At 57.2% G+C, this 14,895-nt stretch carries 14 protein-coding genes and 2 tRNA genes; 7 read left to right on the top strand and 9 right to left on the bottom strand.

Going from position 1 to position 14,895, the window contains the following annotated elements; all coding sequences use genetic code 11:
- Positions 1–5: 5 nt before the first annotated feature.
- The 3 genes from metC to hspQ all read right to left on the bottom strand — a co-directional run bounded on the left by metC (position 6) and on the right by hspQ (position 2,645).
- Entirely contained in the window at positions 6–1,193 is a 1,188-nt protein-coding gene (metC, locus tag B150_RS0116920) for a cystathionine beta-lyase (protein WP_020401134.1), read from the bottom strand.
- The gene (sseA, locus tag B150_RS0116915; protein ID WP_020401133.1) at positions 1,190–2,047 is read right to left on the bottom strand and encodes a 3-mercaptopyruvate sulfurtransferase; all 858 of its coding nucleotides are present in this window, start codon (positions 2,045–2,047) and stop codon (positions 1,190–1,192) included. The genes metC and sseA overlap by 4 nt, the downstream gene beginning before the upstream one ends.
- A 271-nt stretch (positions 2,048–2,318) precedes the next feature.
- Positions 2,319–2,645, bottom strand: a complete 327-nt coding sequence (hspQ, locus tag B150_RS0116910; protein ID WP_020401132.1) for a heat shock protein HspQ — start codon at positions 2,643–2,645, stop codon at positions 2,319–2,321.
- A 287-nt stretch (positions 2,646–2,932) separates the two neighbouring features.
- On the opposite strand from hspQ, the gene queF reads away from it, so the two are divergent.
- The 3 genes from queF (at position 2,933) to B150_RS0116895 (ending at position 4,668) form a co-directional block, all read left to right on the top strand.
- Positions 2,933–3,397, top strand: a complete 465-nt coding sequence (gene queF, locus B150_RS0116905; RefSeq protein WP_020401131.1) for a preQ(1) synthase — start codon at positions 2,933–2,935, stop codon at positions 3,395–3,397.
- 15 nt (positions 3,398–3,412) lie between these two features.
- On the top strand, positions 3,413–4,282 hold the full coding sequence (locus tag B150_RS0116900) for an ATP-grasp domain-containing protein (protein ID WP_020401130.1): 870 nt from the start codon (positions 3,413–3,415) through the stop codon (positions 4,280–4,282).
- A gap of 95 nt (positions 4,283–4,377) precedes the next feature.
- On the top strand, positions 4,378–4,668 hold the full coding sequence (locus tag B150_RS0116895) for a YciI family protein (protein WP_020401129.1): 291 nt from the start codon (positions 4,378–4,380) through the stop codon (positions 4,666–4,668).
- Positions 4,669–4,671: 3 nt separating this feature from the next.
- Here the strand turns inward: B150_RS0116895 and queE are convergent, their stop codons facing one another.
- From queE to B150_RS0116880, 3 genes are all read right to left on the bottom strand, one after another.
- Positions 4,672–5,307, bottom strand: coding sequence for a 7-carboxy-7-deazaguanine synthase (gene queE, locus B150_RS0116890; RefSeq protein ID WP_020401128.1), 636 nt, complete (start codon positions 5,305–5,307; stop codon positions 4,672–4,674).
- An 8-nt stretch (positions 5,308–5,315) separates the two neighbouring features.
- A complete protein-coding gene (gene queC / locus B150_RS0116885) occupies positions 5,316–6,011 on the bottom strand; it encodes a 7-cyano-7-deazaguanine synthase QueC (protein WP_025896018.1) in 696 nt (231 codons plus the stop codon).
- Between the two features lie 82 nt (positions 6,012–6,093).
- On the bottom strand, positions 6,094–7,338 hold the full coding sequence (locus B150_RS0116880) for a dicarboxylate/amino acid:cation symporter (RefSeq protein WP_025896020.1): 1,245 nt from the start codon (positions 7,336–7,338) through the stop codon (positions 6,094–6,096).
- A gap of 243 nt (positions 7,339–7,581) precedes the next feature.
- Here B150_RS0116880 and B150_RS0116875 point away from each other — a divergent pair, with 243 nt between their 5' ends.
- Together B150_RS0116875 and B150_RS0116870 are read left to right on the top strand one after the other, a co-directional pair.
- A complete protein-coding gene (locus B150_RS0116875) occupies positions 7,582–9,090 on the top strand; it encodes a S10 family peptidase (RefSeq protein WP_020401125.1) in 1,509 nt (502 codons plus the stop codon).
- A gap of 253 nt (positions 9,091–9,343) precedes the next feature.
- The gene (locus B150_RS0116870) at positions 9,344–9,847 is read left to right on the top strand and encodes a hypothetical protein (RefSeq protein WP_155860114.1); all 504 of its coding nucleotides are present in this window, start codon (positions 9,344–9,346) and stop codon (positions 9,845–9,847) included.
- Between the two features lie 127 nt (positions 9,848–9,974).
- On the opposite strand, the gene B150_RS21650 is transcribed toward B150_RS0116870, so the two are convergent.
- Positions 9,975–11,072: an OmpA family protein gene (locus B150_RS21650; protein ID WP_020401123.1), complete on the bottom strand. Its 1,098-nt coding sequence runs from the start codon at positions 11,070–11,072 to the stop codon at positions 9,975–9,977.
- A gap of 298 nt (positions 11,073–11,370) precedes the next feature.
- On the opposite strand from B150_RS21650, the gene B150_RS0116860 reads away from it, so the two are divergent.
- Positions 11,371–13,209, top strand: coding sequence for a patatin-like phospholipase family protein (locus B150_RS0116860; protein WP_020401122.1), 1,839 nt, complete (start codon positions 11,371–11,373; stop codon positions 13,207–13,209).
- Between the two features lie 50 nt (positions 13,210–13,259).
- On the opposite strand, the gene B150_RS0116855 is transcribed toward B150_RS0116860, so the two are convergent.
- Together B150_RS0116855 and B150_RS0116850 are read right to left on the bottom strand one after the other, a co-directional pair.
- Positions 13,260–13,334, bottom strand: a tRNA-Asn gene (locus tag B150_RS0116855).
- Between the two features lie 297 nt (positions 13,335–13,631).
- Positions 13,632–13,705: transfer RNA gene (locus B150_RS0116850), tRNA-Cys, on the bottom strand.
- A gap of 204 nt (positions 13,706–13,909) precedes the next feature.
- On the opposite strand from B150_RS0116850, the gene B150_RS21645 reads away from it, so the two are divergent.
- Positions 13,910–14,827 carry a GGDEF domain-containing response regulator gene (locus B150_RS21645; protein ID WP_020401121.1) on the top strand — a complete coding sequence of 306 codons (918 nt, stop codon included), beginning with the start codon at positions 13,910–13,912 and terminating at the stop codon, positions 14,825–14,827.
- Positions 14,828–14,895: the final 68 nt, after the last annotated feature.

Raw genomic sequence — 14,895 nt, 5'->3', positions numbered from 1 at the left:
GGTGCCTATGCTCCAATCCGTTTTCTATAGCGTTTGAGGCCAGCCGCGAGGTCTTCGATCAGGTCGTCGGTGTCTTCAAGGCCGATATGGATACGAACAACGGGGCCTTCACCCTTCCATTCGGTGACACTTCTGCAGCCGCGCGGATCGGACGGCAGGATCAGGCTTTCATACCCACCCCAACTGAAACCCATTTTGAAAAGCGCGAGGTCGTCCACGAGCGCCGCCGTGTCCGGATAGTCGCCGCCTTTGAGGACAATCGAGAACAACCCGGTGGAGCCTGCGAAGTCGCGGTCCCAAATGTCATGGCCAGGGCAGTCTTCAAACGCGGGATGCAGCACACGTGCAACCTCTGGCTGGTCTTTGAGCCACGCTGCGACCTTGAGGGCGTTTTCTTCATGAACTTTGAGGCGCACAGCAAGCGTGCGGATACCGCGCGATGCGAGGAAGGCGTCATCAGGTGAACAGGTCTGACCAAGCTGGTAGGCGGTGCGCTGCAGCGCCTTGAAGGTGCGCTTGTTTGCAGTGGCGCTGCCGAGCATGATATCCGAATGCCCACCAATATATTTGGTCACTGCGTGGATCGAGATATCCGCGCCCATTTCAAGCGGCTTCAGGTAAAGTGGTGTGGCCCACGTGTTGTCCACCACCACGTAAATATCGTGCTTCTTGGCCGCAGCGATAATAGCTGGCAGGTCCTGCACCTCGAAGGTCAGGGAACCTGGGCTTTCCGTCATCACAAGACGGGTATTGTCGCGGAACAGCTTTTCTATGTCGCCGCCAATGAGCGGGTCATAATATTCCACTTCCACGCCCATCTGGCTCAGAAGCCCACTTGAGAAGGTACGGGTCGGCTCGTAGGCGCTATCGGTGATCAGGATATGATCGCCGGCTCTTACTAGCGACAGGATCGCACCCGTAATGGCTGCAACGCCGCTTGGGTACAGCATGGTGCCTTCGCCGCACTCAAGTTCGGTGATCGCTTCCTCAAGCGCCCACTGTGTAGGTGTGCCTTTGCGCCCGTAAAAGAGTTTCTTGGCCGATGGGTCCGCGCAGCGTTCGCGCAGTTCGGCGTAGCTATCAAAAAGACAGGTCGAGGCGCGGTAGACGGGCGGGTTTACAATGCCGTGGGTCCAGTCGTCGCGGCGACCACCGTGTACCAGCTGTGTGTCTGTCTTTTTGCTATTGCTCATAAACTCTCCGCAGGTCCTGTCTCGACAGGCAGGCCGATATCGCTGCCCCATTCGCTCCATGACCCGTCATAGATCGCCACGTCGTGTTTGCCAAGGCTTGCAAACGCAAGTTTGAGCACGCAGGCCGTGATGCCGGAGCCGCAAGAGGTGACAACCGGCTTTGTAATATCGATCCCCGCTGCGGCAATCTTGGCTTTCAGCGCGTCTGCTGGGAGGAACGTATTGTCGGGTGCAAACATCTCGGCAAACGGCAGGTTACGCGAATGCGGGATATGGCCGGACCTGAGACCCGGACGAGGCTCAGTTACACTGCCTTCAAAACGCGCACAGGCGCGGGCGTCGACAATTTGTTCCTTGCGGGACTTGATCGTCATCAGCACATCATCGGTAGTGCGCATGAGCGCAGGCATGAACTTGCCGCGAAACTCGGTGGGTTCGCGCTCGGTAATTTCGCTGGTGAGAGGGCGGCCTTCAGCGCGCCATTTGCGCATGCCACCGTCTAGTACATAAACCTCAGCATGGCTGAAGACACGGAATTGCCACCAGGCGCGGGCGCCGGAGCGAAGGTCGCTATCGTCATAGATGACGAGGACGCTGTCGTTTGCAATTCCAAGGGCGCGGACCGAGTTTTCAAACTGGTCAACACGCGGAATGGTGTGGGGTAGGGTGGACGCCTTGTGCGAGTTTGCGTCGATATCGAAGAAAACCGCACCGGGGATATGCGCCTGCCGATATTCACTTTCGGCATCCCGGTCGCTGTCCGGCATGTGCCATGACGCGTCTACGGGGATAATGCTCGGGTCGCCAAGACGGGAGGCAAGCCACTCCGTCGAAACCAGCGGGAAATTTGTCATACTTCTTTCCTGTTCCTGTCAGAAAGGAGTAACCCTATTGTGTGCGGATAGGTCATGCAACGGGGCATATGGCATGGCAGGCCTGCGTTTTTGTCATGGCTGGAGCGCTCCGCGCGCATGGTCTTAGAACTTAAGGGCATGGTTTTATTACTAAAGAACGATAAAGGCGCCTGCCTGGGGGCAGACGCCTTTACCTACTCATCCCCGGAACTCTGGGGTTATGCTTGGGCCTGGGGGCTCGGATTCTTCAAATTCGGTGCGGTGAACACTCCTAGTTCACTACGTGGCGGCTCGCAAAATCACCACCTGCTTGTGCGGTGAACAGCTGCCTCAAGAGGGGATGCTCAAACTCTTCCGTTTGGGTGCATACCTCGAGGTTGTCTTCCGCCACATAGGTGGTGTGGGTCTCACCGTCCACGAGGACGTGATACCAAGGCCGATCCTTTGGCGGGTGCGAGCTAGCCATGATGTCATACCATTCAGGAGACTGGCTATACATCGCATCCACATCAAAGATGAGGCCGCGATAACCGAAACGGCGGTGGCGAACCACGGTTCCGGGGGCAAAGCGTGCTTTGTGAATATGTGCCTGTGCCATTGTTCTTCTCCTACTGCCGACTAATTGTTCTCAACTTCCTCAGTGCTACTTCAGTCGACGAGGTCACTTCTTGACCTCATTGATACCCAATCTACACGAGCCGCATTAACAAATGCTGAACTAAAAATTCAAAACCATTAAGGTTTTGGTAATTTTCTTACAAAGGTTAATGCGCATGCGGGGAAGGGGACTTGCAGGTGTTCCGCGCTTTTTCGCGGAAAATCTTTGACAAAACCGCCCCTCCGTCGCATAGGCAGGGCTAACCGTTTTCATATAGGATATGTGTGATGGGCAAAGAGATTTATCAAGGCCTTGGCCAACTTGGCTCCAAGGTGGATGCACCGCAAACACCGGAAGAAGCAGTGCTTGAATATGTACCAAATCCGCGGCCGAACGTGGATTATCTGGTGCGTTTCACATGCCCTGAGTTCACATCTTTGTGTCCCGTAACGGGACAACCGGATTTTGCCCATCTGGTGCTGGATTATGTACCCGGCGAAACGCTGGTCGAGAGCAAGAGCCTGAAGCTCTTCTTGCAAAGTTTCCGCAACCACGCCGCTTTCCATGAAGATTGTACTGTGGGCATCGCTGAGCGGCTGGTGGACGAGATGAAACCCAAGTGGCTTCGCTTCGGCGGTTACTGGTACCCGCGCGGCGGTATCCCGATCGATGTGTTTTTCCAGACCGGCGTCGCGCCTGAAGGTGTCTGGATACCGGATCAGGCCGTACCCACCTATCGCGGCCGCGGTTAGGGAGCGCCATCCATCATGCATCTCGCTTACCTTGCCTGCCAGGTCACGCTGCCCGGCTCCCCCAACCGGCGCGTTGACGCCTTTGAGCATGACCAGATGATGGACTGCCTGCGCCCGGCCTTTGAGGCGCATGGCGACAAGGTGACTGATGTCTCATGGGATGATGCCGATGTAGACTGGTCGCAGTTTGATGCGGCCCTTATTGGCACCACGTGGGACTATCAGAACAACCTGCCAGCCTTCCTGAAAGCGCTTGAGGCAATTGAAGCCCATATTCCGGTCTTCAATTCCCGTGCGCTCATCGGCTGGAACACCGATAAACGCTACCTGCGAGATCTTGGTGACAAGGGCGCACGCCTTATCCCGACCATCTGGATGGATCAGGTAACGCCGGAAGCCATTACAGCGGCCTTTGACACGTTTGACGCGGATACCCTGATCGCCAAGCGGCAGGTAGGTGCGGGGGCTGAAGGCCAGCATAAGCTCACGCGCGGCGAGCCAGTACCCCCGATGCCGCACGCCATGATGGTGCAGCCTTTCATGCCGTCGATCCTTGCGGAAGGTGAGCTCAGCTTTATTTTCATTGGAGGCGAGTTTTCCCACGCACTCCTCAAGACCGCCGCGGACGGTGACTACCGCATCCAGTCCTGCTACGGCGGCATGGAAACGCCGATTGAGCCAAGCGAAGATGACATTGCAGCCGCCAAATCAGTGCTGGCCGCGTGCGACGAGACACCGCTCTATGCCCGCATTGATATGGTACGCGCTGATGATGGTGGCCTCGTGCTGATGGAAATGGAACTGGTTGAGCCTTTCCTCTACCCGCTGCAGGGGCCAGAACTTGGCCCACGCCTTCACGCTGCCCTCAAGGCGCGCCTGTCTTGAAATGAAGACTGCTGACATGTGCTGTCAGCAGTCATGTGCTCAGATATCTCCCAAAGCCACGGCCCGAAATGGCGACAGCGAAGGAGATATCAACCATGTTTATCGTAACCCTGCGGATGAGCGGTGACCGGGCAAAAGCGCCCGCTTTGAAGGACGGGCATAATGCCTGGATCAAACAAGGCTTCGCTGATGGTGCTTTCCTTGCCGTCGGCAACTTGGAGCCCGGCCCCGGTGGCGTGTTGCTGGTGCAGGAAAGCGACCTGAAAGCGCTGGAAAAACGCGTCAACGCAGACCCGTTCGTTGCGGAGGGCGTTGTCACGCCTGAGGTGATCCAGTTCACGCCGAAAAAGACTGATGACCAGCTGTCTTTCCTGCTTGAGGGGTAGGGCTCAGGGGATGCCGACAAATTTGTGCGTTTGTACACTCAGGCGCCATTTGGGGTGCGCCTTGCAGTAGTCTACCGCTGCCGCTGTATTCTCCGCCTGTGTGGGGCTGTCCATCGGCTGCAGGAAAAAGTGGTCGAACTCAAGATGCTCGAACTGCACTGGGTCCCCGCCGGCTTGCGGGTATACAAGCTTCAGTTCCTCGCCCTTGGTGATGATCATCTCCGAGCCGATTTTGGGGCTGATGCACAGCCAGTCGATGCCTTCAGGCGGCAGTACCGTGCCATTGCTTTCAACCGCGATTTCAAAGCCTGCATCATGGAAGGCTTTCACTGCTGCATCATCTAGCTGCAGCAGGGGCTCACCGCCCGTGCAGACCACAAGTGGCACACCGCCGGCCCCGAAGGGCCATAGGGCTTTGACTGCCGCAGCGAGGTCATCGGCGGTTTTGAACTTGCCGCCGCCTTCGCCGTCGGTGCCGACAAAATCTGTGTCGCAGAACTGGCAGATCGCCTTGGCGCGGTCGCGCTCAAGCCCGGTCCAGAGATTGCAGCCGGCAAAACGGCAGAACACCGCAGGGCGGCCCGCGTTCGCGCCTTCGCCCTGAAGCGTGTAGAACATCTCTTTGACCGTGTAGACCATGATGCGTCTTAGTCCTGATAGAGTGTCGGGTCTTTGAGGCCCGCTTCCTTGAAGCCCTTGGCGCGTAGTTGGCAGCTGTCACAGTGGCCACAGGCGCGGCCCTCTGTGTCCGGGTCATAGCAACTGATGGTCATGGAATAATCCACGCCCAGCTTGGTGCCGACGGATACGATTTCGGCCTTTGTCATATCGATGAGCGGGGTGCCTATGCGGATTTTCTCGTCGTCGGTCACGCCGGCTTTGGTGGCAAGGTTCGCCATCTTCTCGTACGCGGCGATATAATCCGGGCGACAATCCGGGTAGCCGGAATAATCAAGCGCATTCACGCCGATGAAAATATCTTTCGCGCCAATCACTTCAGCGTAGGCGAGGGCGAAGGAGAGGAAAATCGTATTGCGTGCAGGCACATAGGTGACCGGAATGTCATGGCTCATGTCATCGTCCGAGCGGTCCTTGGGCACATCAATATCCGCCGTCAGCGCACTGCCCCCAAACAGGCGCAGGTCGATCTCCGCGGTCTTGTGCTCCCGCACGCCAAGGTATTTGGCAACGCGGTCCGCAGCCGTCAACTCAACGCTGTGGCGCTGGCCATAGCGGAAGGAGATTGCGTGCACATCAAAGCCCTGGTCGCGCGCGATTGCGATCACGGTCGCGCTATCGAGACCACCAGAGAGGAGCACTACTGCCTTTTTCTGCGTTTCCATCATGTCACTCTTATAAAACAAAACTGCCGGGCGCCCTATAGCACCCGGCAGTCGGAATGATAAGAAAAAACCTGCGTTTGGCCTAGTCGACCGGTTTGGCGCAGAAAGTTTCCTCGTCCAGCTCACCTTCCCATTTGGCAACAGCGGTACCGACCGCAAGGTCACCCGTGACGTTCACAACTGTCCGGATCATGTCAAGCGGGCGGTCAAACGGGAACACAAAACCAACAATGATGAAGGTTTGCGCGTCATCGATGCCAAGCACGCTCATGACTGTTGCCAAGAGGAACAGGGACGCTGACGGCACGGCCGCCGTGCCGATGGACACGAGCGTGGCCGAAAGGGCCACCAGTAGATATTCTGCAATACCCATATCCACGCCAAGCGCTTGTGCCGCAAATACCGCGAGGATGCCCACATAGATGGCAGAGCCGTCCATATTGATGGTTGCACCAAGCGGCAGCACAGAACTTGCGACAGACTTTTTGATCCCCAGATTTTCTTCAGCCACCGTCATCGTGACCGGCAAGGTGCCGGAAGAGGACGAGGTAGAGAAGGCCACAAGCTGTGCGCTGGTCACATCCCGGAAGAAGCGGGCCGCAGGCAGCTTGAGCAGGAACTTGATGATACCGCCATGGGTGACGATCACGTGGATGACGCAGGCGGACATGAAGGTGATAACAAGCGGCAGTACGTCAAGCAGCAGGCCGATACCGCCCTGACCAACGGTGCCGGAAATCAGCGCAAACACGCCAAATGGTGCCACTTCCATCACAAGATGCGTAATCTTGAGCATCACTTCCGAACCGGAATCGAAAAGCGCGGCAAGCGGTTTGCCTTTTTCGCCCGTTAGCAGCACACCGGTGCCAAGCAACAGGGCAAAGAAGATGATGGCAAGCATGTTGCCTTCCACAAGCGCTGCAATCGGGTTGATCGGGATGATCGTGAGCAGGCGATCCTTGAGCGACTGCGCTTCCGCAAGGCCTTTGGCCTCAGCGCCCGCAAGGTCAACGCCAACACCCGGCTGGATGATCGCCGCCAGCACAAGGCCGATGGTGATCGCGACAAGCGTCGTGCCGATATAAAGCGACAGCGTCTTGATGCCGAGTGATCCCAGCCGTTTCGGGTCGCCCATGGCAACGACACCGGATACAAGCGTGATAAAGACCAGCGGCACCACGATCATACGGATAAGGCGTAAGAAGATGTCGCCCATCCAGCTGATCACAAGGGCATTTTCGCCAGCCAGCGCACCAAAAATGATGCCCAGCACGAGCATGCCCATGATGCGTTTCCATAAAGTGATTTTGAACCAAGTGGATAACATGGTGTGTTCTCTCCCCGGGGACACCCCTCATTTATTTTGCGTAAGGCTTAAGCTTTTCTGCTGTTATGGCAAGGGAGAATTCTTCTCAGTCGCGCGAGTTTTCTTGAACTCGGCGGTTTTAGCCTTTGTATTCTTTGGCTTTTTTGCCTTGCCGCCCGGAACTTCATCTTGTCGTGAAACACTTGCGTACAGGCGCGTCTTCGCTAGGCTATGCGGCATGCAGTTCAAAACAGGGGAATTAGGGTGACTATTAAAGCATTGATCAAACCGGCCGCACTGTGTGCCATGCTGGTCGTGACGGCGGGCTATGCGTTCGCGGGCGATGAGGGCGAGAGCAAGGATCTGCCGGTCCCGGAAGCCATTCGCTTTGAGACAAGCCACAAGGGTTCATTCTCAGGCACCAAGACCGACTATAAGGCTGTGGTCTCGAACCTCGCGCTCAAAAAGGAAAACGGCGACGTATACGCGGACGCTGTCACGACCGCCTATGTGGCGGGCGAAGGCAAGAAACGCCCCGTGACCTTTGTGTTCAATGGTGGGCCGGGCTCATCGTCGGTGTGGTTGCATATGGGGCTCGTTGGCCCCAAACGTGTGGTGGTGCCAAGTGATGCCCAGGATGCTGGACACGCACCCTACAAGCTTGAAGACAACCCACATTCCCTTATTGATATCAGTGACATCGTGATGATTGATCCGATCGGGACAGGCTATAGCCGCCTTGCAGGCAAAGGTAAGCCGGAGGATGTATACGGCCTCGCGGAAGATGCACGCACCGTGGCGCAGATCATCCGCGAATGGGTGCGGGCGAACGGACGTTGGAACACGCCGATCTACATCATGGGTGAGAGCTTCGGCACCACGCGCGCGGCGGCGGTGCTACCGTACCTTGAAGACGGGCCGGAGCCGCTGCGGGTGAACGGGCTTATCCTTATTTCCCAAGCACTTGACTATACCGGTAGCTCACCGTTCCCCAATAACCTGATTGGTTTCGTGACCTATCTGCCAACCGAAGCCGCGACCGCGTGGTACCACGGCAAGGTGGAGCGCAAGGGCACGCTTGAGGACTATCTCAAGGAAGTGCGGGCATTCGCGATGGACGAGTATCTGCCCGCGCTTTTCAAGGGTTCAAGCCTTGAGAAGGCAGAGTTTGACCGGGTGGCTGAGAAGCTTGCGGGCTATCTCGGGATTGATGTGGCTTACGTGAAACGCGCGAACCTGAGGGTGATGGGGGGCCGTTTTGTCAAAGAACTGATGCGCGATGAAGGGCTTGCTGTTGGCCGCCTTGATAGCCGCTATGTCCTTGATGAAATTGATGATACTGCCGATAGCCCACGCGCGGATGCGGGCAGCGCGGCAATCTCTGGCGCTTATTCTGCGGCACTTCATAGCTACCTGAGGGACGAGCTGAAAGTTGATCTGGATAGACCCTATTTTATCTCTGGTCCCGAGGTCGGGCGTGAATGGGTCTGGGTCAGGGACCCGCAGGGCTACTATGAGCCTGAGTATGTGAATACAGCCCCTGATCTTGCAGAAACCATGCGTGAAAACAAAAGCTTACGAGTGATGGTGGCGTCCGGCTATTATGATTTTGCGACGCCGTTTTTTGACGCGGAATATACATTCTGGCGGCACGGCATTGATATGAGCCGGGTGACCATGACCTACTATGAGGCCGGGCACATGATGTACCTGCACCAGCCGTCACTCGAAAAAGTTGCCAAGGACATCCGTGAATTTATCACGGCAAAATAAGCACTTGCGCTAGTTAGCGATCATGGCCGGAGCACTTGTTTTCGCTCCGGTCAAAGTGTTCATGATTTCTTTATATCCATATGTTATAGTGCCTAACATTATCCGGAAAACGGCCAGAATTACGCCGTTTTTTGTGCGGCATGTGTGCGAAATCTGTGCGGGATTTGTGCGGAAAGTGAGCATAAAGTGTGCGGATTTGCGCAAAAAGTGCGCAAGGTTTTTTGAAATTGCAGCTAGAGCGGAATGTGGGGACATGATGGTCAGGCGCTTTAAAAAACTACTCGGGGCGAGCCTAGTTGCCGCTACCGCGTTGTCGGCTACAGCATCCGCCTGTGTGACGGTGGACGAACTGAAGGCCGACCAGATTCGTTTCCTTGATATGCAATTGAGGGTCGCGGCGATCCAGTGCCGCAATCGGGAGGTTGGCTTCCCGGGGCTCTATAACGCATTTGTGTTGACGCACCGGCCCTTCATCCAGGCGAGCCGCGCGCCCGTTGAGCGCTATCTGGCCCGCGCCACCAACATCAATATCGACAATTACACCACCAACCTCGCGAACCATATCTCGTTCGAGAGCATCAAGGTGCAGGACTTCTGCGATGAAGCGGCGCTGTCGGCAATTTTCATGGTGGAACTTGCTGACCCGCTGGACGGCCTTGACCTGATGCCGATCAGCTATAGCCCACCGCGAGGTATGTGCGCCGACACGGCGATGGCCATGGGCGAAAGCCGGCTGGGCCCCGCGACCCTGCGCTAGACGGCGGCCGATGCGCCGCGGAACATAACAGAAGACGAACCCCCCAAAGAAAAAGGCCAGCCCACATAAGGCTGGCCTTTTTTATATCTGGCTGATTGAGGCCCGGGCATGCCCGAGCCTGCCAAGTTTAGCGCTTGAGCACGATTTCCGCGCGGCGGTTTTGCGGCTCACGAACGCCGTCACCAGTTGCCACGAGCGGATCGCTCTCACCCTTCGCGCCTGTGTCGATCACGTCTGCATCAACACCTTCAGCGATGAGCGCTGCTTTCACAGCGTCAGCACGGCGCTGCGAGAGGCGCATGTTGTAGGCGTCCGAACCAGCGCGGTCAGCGTGGCCGGTTGCAACAAGGCGTACAACCTTGTGCTCTTTGAAGGCTTTGGCTGCTTCACGGATGATGCGCGCGGCATCTGGCGTGATGGTGGATTTGTCAAAGTCGAAGAAGACCATGAACGGACCTGGCAGCGGCACGGGCTTCGGCTCTGGCTTCGGCTCTTCCTGAACAGGCGCTGTCACAACAGGCTCCGGCTGTGGCTCTGGGCGAACCACAGGCTCAGGCGCCGGGCGCTTCGGCTCGTCCGCACCGAATTTCCAGCCCAGGCGGATGAAAGCTTCATTGTTGCGAACAGCGTAACCAACGGTGCCGTCGTATGAATCGAGCGCGTTATCAAACGTGCGGAAGTGACGTGCACCAATACCCAGTTCCATACCGCCGCCGATTTCGTGCAGCATCTGGATCATGACCTGACCAGCGGGGGACCATTCACTGTCGTTCATGATCGTACGCGGGCCGTTGCGGAAGTTGTTCACGTCGATGTTGGCAAGACCAAAACCTGCACCGGCAAAGAGCTTCCACTTGTCGTCGCCACCAATCTGGTACCAGGCGTTCGCCATCAGGGAGGTGGATTTGATGTTGCCGGACGCGCCGCGCTCACCGAGCGGGAGCGGGTAAGCGCCGCCACTTTCAACGTCGATGCTGTCAAAGCTGTTTTTGCGAACGGCAAACTCGCCTTCAAGGCGAAGGCGGCCCATGGCTTTACCGAAATAAAGGCCGAGCATGCCACCAAGGTTTTTGTCGTCTTCAAAGTTGAGACCAGTGGTGGTGCGCTCAACATGGGTGTCGTTGGCGCCGGTGATGCCGCCTTCAAAACCGCCATAGAGGTGGTCGTCAGCGATAGCAGCTGTCGAAACCGTACCGAGCAGCAGGGGAATTAGAATCTTGCGCATATTTTTCACCTTACAATTCGTGAGGTCGTATAAATTTGTCGGCACTGGGGGGTGCCACTTGAAACAATCTTTGCTGGATTAGCCTTAAATTGAGGCGGAAACAAGGAAAATGCCTTTAGTTTAGGGTCATTTGTGGCTTTTTCGCCGCACTGGTGTTGCAGATGTATCGCGTGAGAAATCAGCAGATTTGATCAAAAGCAGCGCGATTTGCCTTAGATGTGTTGGCAATGCCTACTGTAATGTCCCATGAAATGGCTGTATACTGCAACCAAACCGCGAATCGGTGAAGAGGGGAGCCATGCAAAAGCCGCAGCACGAATGCGATATCATCATGAAAGGCGGTATCACGTCTGGTGTGGTCTACCCAGAAGCCATACTGGAGTTGAGCCGCAACTATCGCTTTCGCTGTATTGGCGGCACGTCGGCTGGGGCGATTGCTGCCGTGATTACCGCCGCCGCGCAATATGGCGAGGGGGCGGAGGCGAATGGTGCTGATAAAGGCTTCGCCGTCCTGCGCCGCTTGCCCGGCATGCTCAAGACCGACCTTGCCAAACTTTTCCAGCCTGCGCCTGCGCTCCGCAGTTTTTTCCGCCTGCTTATGGCCGTGCTCGACAAGCCGGGGGAGGGTGCCTCATGGCTCAGGCGTGTCTTCCATACTATCAAGCTGGTTGCGCTTGTTGTGCCGTGTGGCGGGGTGGCAGGGCCCATTGTGGCACTACTCGCGCTTATCCCGCTCGTGATGAAGCTGTGTGCGGCACCGCTCCCCGCTTGGGGCGGGGCGGATTATGCGCTGGGCGGGCTGAGCATTTTGGCGGCGCTTGTCGTTCTGGTGCTGGTGAGCGCGGTGGCTGGTGTCATGCGCTTCATGAAACGGCTTGAGGCCAATGACTATGGCCTATGCCCCGGCTCAGGCGAGCCCACAGGCGATGTGCTGCCGCTATCAGATTGGCTCACCCGGTTGATTGACGAAGCTGCCGGGCGCATGCCGGGTGGTAAGCCGCTTGTGTTCAAGGACCTGCGCCTGCCGCCGGGCGAGGGCGCGAAGCCCATCACGCTCAAGACCGTGACCACAAACCTCAACATGCGCCGCCCGCATGCGCTGCCCTACCTTGGTGACCGCAACTGGTATTTTGACGCTGACGAATGGCGCCGCCTCGTGCCCGCGTATGTGGTGGATTATATGGTTGCGGAAGGCACCAGAAAACTCGAGGAAACCCGCGCCCGGCGGGAAGCGCGGGGCGAGCCTTTCTTCTGGCCCACCTATAATGGGCGCAGGCTTTATAGTTTCCCGGGCCCGTCGCGCCTGCCGCTGATTGTGACCGCGCGTATGAGCCTCAGTTTCCCGTTCCTGATTTCCGCGGTGCCGCTATACCGGGTGGACTATCCGATGCCCGCGGGGGCCAATGGCCTCAAGCCCATGCGGCGGGTGCTGTTCTCTGACGGTGGGCTTTCAAGCAATTTCCCCATTCATTTCTTTGACAGTTTCCTGCCCAAACGCCCCACATTCGGCATTACGCTTGATGCGTTTGATGAGGAACTGCCCGGCCGCCGTGTGCGCCTGCCGATGGACGCTGCCGACGGTCAGTGGCTCAGCATTGGCCGCAAGGAGGGCATTGCCACCTTCCTCCTCTCGCTTTTTGATGCCGCCAAGGACTGGCAGGATAACTTGCAGTCGGTCATGCCCGGCTATAGGGAGCGCATCGCCCATGTGTACCTGAAGTCGGACGAAGGCGGCATCAACCTCAATATGCCAGCCGAGACGATTGAGGAACTGGTGTCGCTTGGCAAACGGGCAGGGCTGTTGATGTCGGGCGCGAAACCGGACGAGCGCGACAAAAGCCTGTTCGATTTTGATGACCACCGCTGGCGGCGGTTCCTTGTGTTCTATGCCGCGCTCGAAGACGCGCTGGAGGACGCCGCCACCGAGTGGCAGGAGCAGAAGGAAGGTTTCCGTGCGTTGATGGAGGCCCCGCCATCTTACGCAAACCCCGGCAACAAGGAAGCGAGGGCGGAGCTCTACCGCCGCATCGATAGCCTGCTCACCCATATCGCCAATGAGTGGCCAGAGCCGCTCCGTGACCGCGACCATCTGGTGCCAAAGCCCGCCGGCAAACTGCGCATCACACCAAGATACTGAGGCTATAAAAGCAGAAAACCCGGAAGCAAATGCTTCCGGGTTCTCAAAATTGGCTCCCCAGGGCGGATTCGAACCACCGGCCAAGCGATTAACAGTCGCTTGCTCTACCGCTGAGCTACTGGGGAACAGTATGCTCATGTTGGCGCCTCAGCGCCGCGATGGGGGCCTTTATAGCGAAAAAATTTCGCCTGCCAAGCCCTAATTTCATTTTTCTGACACAGGCCAAGAAAAAACGCAAAACCCAACGGTTTCACTCGCGTTGCTGCGTGTCTGTTGCATCACGATGCCGCAGAAATGATAGGAACTGCATTGATGTTTTTGTGCCAGAAGGCAGACACATAGTTACGCGGAAAACAGAAACGGACCGCACCGCTGCGCAAGTGCTGCAGCACGCTAAATAAGTCGCAATTTCAGGGAGGAAGTGGAGGCGCGGACCGGAATCGAACCGGTGTACACGGATTTGCAATCCGCTGCGTCACCACTCCGCCACCGCGCCTCTCTGTGGTGCCCGAACCGTATAGAACCACGCCCATGGGTGGTCAAGGTTCTTTTTGACCGCTTCTGCGATTTCGCACCTCACTGATTGACGCTCTCATATTGTATTGCGTGCACAAAGCGGTTTAAATGGCCGTGCGGCCGTCAGGCCTTGGGGGCGATACCAATTTGGCATTGCAGGTCGTGCAAAGGGGCCGGGGGATTTATGAGCTTTTTTGAAAAAGTGTTGATCATTGACGATAGCCCGATTGCACGGGAATTGGCGGCGCGGGCTATTGGCGATGTGGCCGATGTAATCATGGCAGAAACCGGCAAATCTGGCCTCGTCAAGTTGCTGGAAGAACGCCCAACCCTTGTGCTTCTTGACGTGAAGCTGCCGGATATTGACGGCATGAAAGTCTGCCGCGCCATCAAGGCCGACAGCCGCACCAAACATATCCCCGTGCTTCTGATCACCGGTGAGGAAACCGACGCCGATACGGAGACAAAGGCTTTTGAAGCGGGTGCCGCGGACTTTATCCGCAAGCCCATGCACCCGTCTGTCGTACGGGCGCGGGTGAAACTGCAGCTGGAACTGGATTTGCGCGCCCGCGCGCTGAATGCCGCCAATATCGAGCTGCAGCGCCTTGCCAGTATCGATACGCTTACGGGCTGCATGAACCGCAATCATTTCCTCGCGACCGCCGATCAGGAGCTTAGCCGCATGCGCCGACATGACTATGCGGTGACAACGGCGGTCTTGGACCTTGACCACTTCAAGAATGTGAATGACACCTATGGCCACGCGGCAGGGGATGAGGTGCTGCAGCAGGCAGCGCAAGTCCTGCGCGAGATCGTGCGGCATGAGGACAGCGTGGGGCGCCTCGGCGGTGAGGAATTTGGCATCCTCTTGCCGGTCTCGGACATCTCTGGCGCCCGCACGGTGCTCGGCCGGGTGCAGGAAGCTTTTGCCGGGGTGCGTTTCTCAGGCGCGCCAAAGGATTTCAGCCTGTCGGCCAGCATTGGTATTTCGGAAGTCTATCACCGTGATGCCAAGATCGAGGATGCGCTCAAGCGCGCCGATGTCGCGCTCTATGACGCCAAGCGCGGTGGGCGTAACCGAATCTGTGTCTCAATGCCCTGAAAAGGCGCATTCCGTAGCGTCAACACCACTGAAGGTGTTGTTTCTACCCCTAAGCGCGGTTTCCTTTT

Source organism: Kordiimonas gwangyangensis DSM 19435 = JCM 12864, assembly GCF_000375545.1.
Classification (GTDB): domain Bacteria; phylum Pseudomonadota; class Alphaproteobacteria; order Sphingomonadales; family Kordiimonadaceae; genus Kordiimonas; species Kordiimonas gwangyangensis.
The sequence above is the reverse complement of the archived record's forward strand: the minus strand, read 5'-3'. Positions and strand labels throughout refer to the sequence as shown.

What these genes read in the sequence shown, in the direction of transcription:
- B150_RS0116860 (WP_020401122.1), top strand. Translation starts at nt 11,371, where the DNA reads ATGCAAAAGCCGCAGCACGAATGCGATATCATCATGAAAGGCGGTATC.
- B150_RS0116895 (WP_020401129.1), top strand. Translation starts at nt 4,378, where the DNA reads ATGTTTATCGTAACCCTGCGGATGAGCGGTGACCGGGCAAAAGCGCCC.
- B150_RS21645 (WP_020401121.1), top strand. Translation starts at nt 13,910, where the DNA reads ATGAGCTTTTTTGAAAAAGTGTTGATCATTGACGATAGCCCGATTGCA.
- queF (WP_020401131.1), top strand. Translation starts at nt 2,933, where the DNA reads ATGGGCAAAGAGATTTATCAAGGCCTTGGCCAACTTGGCTCCAAGGTG.
- B150_RS0116900 (WP_020401130.1), top strand. Translation starts at nt 3,413, where the DNA reads ATGCATCTCGCTTACCTTGCCTGCCAGGTCACGCTGCCCGGCTCCCCC.
- metC (WP_020401134.1), bottom strand. Translation starts at nt 1,193, where the DNA reads ATGAGCAATAGCAAAAAGACAGACACACAGCTGGTACACGGTGGTCGC.
- queC (WP_025896018.1), bottom strand. Translation starts at nt 6,011, where the DNA reads ATGGAAACGCAGAAAAAGGCAGTAGTGCTCCTCTCTGGTGGTCTCGAT.
- B150_RS21650 (WP_020401123.1), bottom strand. Translation starts at nt 11,072, where the DNA reads ATGCGCAAGATTCTAATTCCCCTGCTGCTCGGTACGGTTTCGACAGCT.
- B150_RS0116880 (WP_025896020.1), bottom strand. Translation starts at nt 7,338, where the DNA reads ATGTTATCCACTTGGTTCAAAATCACTTTATGGAAACGCATCATGGGC.
- sseA (WP_020401133.1), bottom strand. Translation starts at nt 2,047, where the DNA reads ATGACAAATTTCCCGCTGGTTTCGACGGAGTGGCTTGCCTCCCGTCTT.
- B150_RS0116870 (WP_155860114.1), top strand. Translation starts at nt 9,344, where the DNA reads ATGATGGTCAGGCGCTTTAAAAAACTACTCGGGGCGAGCCTAGTTGCC.
- queE (WP_020401128.1), bottom strand. Translation starts at nt 5,307, where the DNA reads ATGGTCTACACGGTCAAAGAGATGTTCTACACGCTTCAGGGCGAAGGC.
- hspQ (WP_020401132.1), bottom strand. Translation starts at nt 2,645, where the DNA reads ATGGCACAGGCACATATTCACAAAGCACGCTTTGCCCCCGGAACCGTG.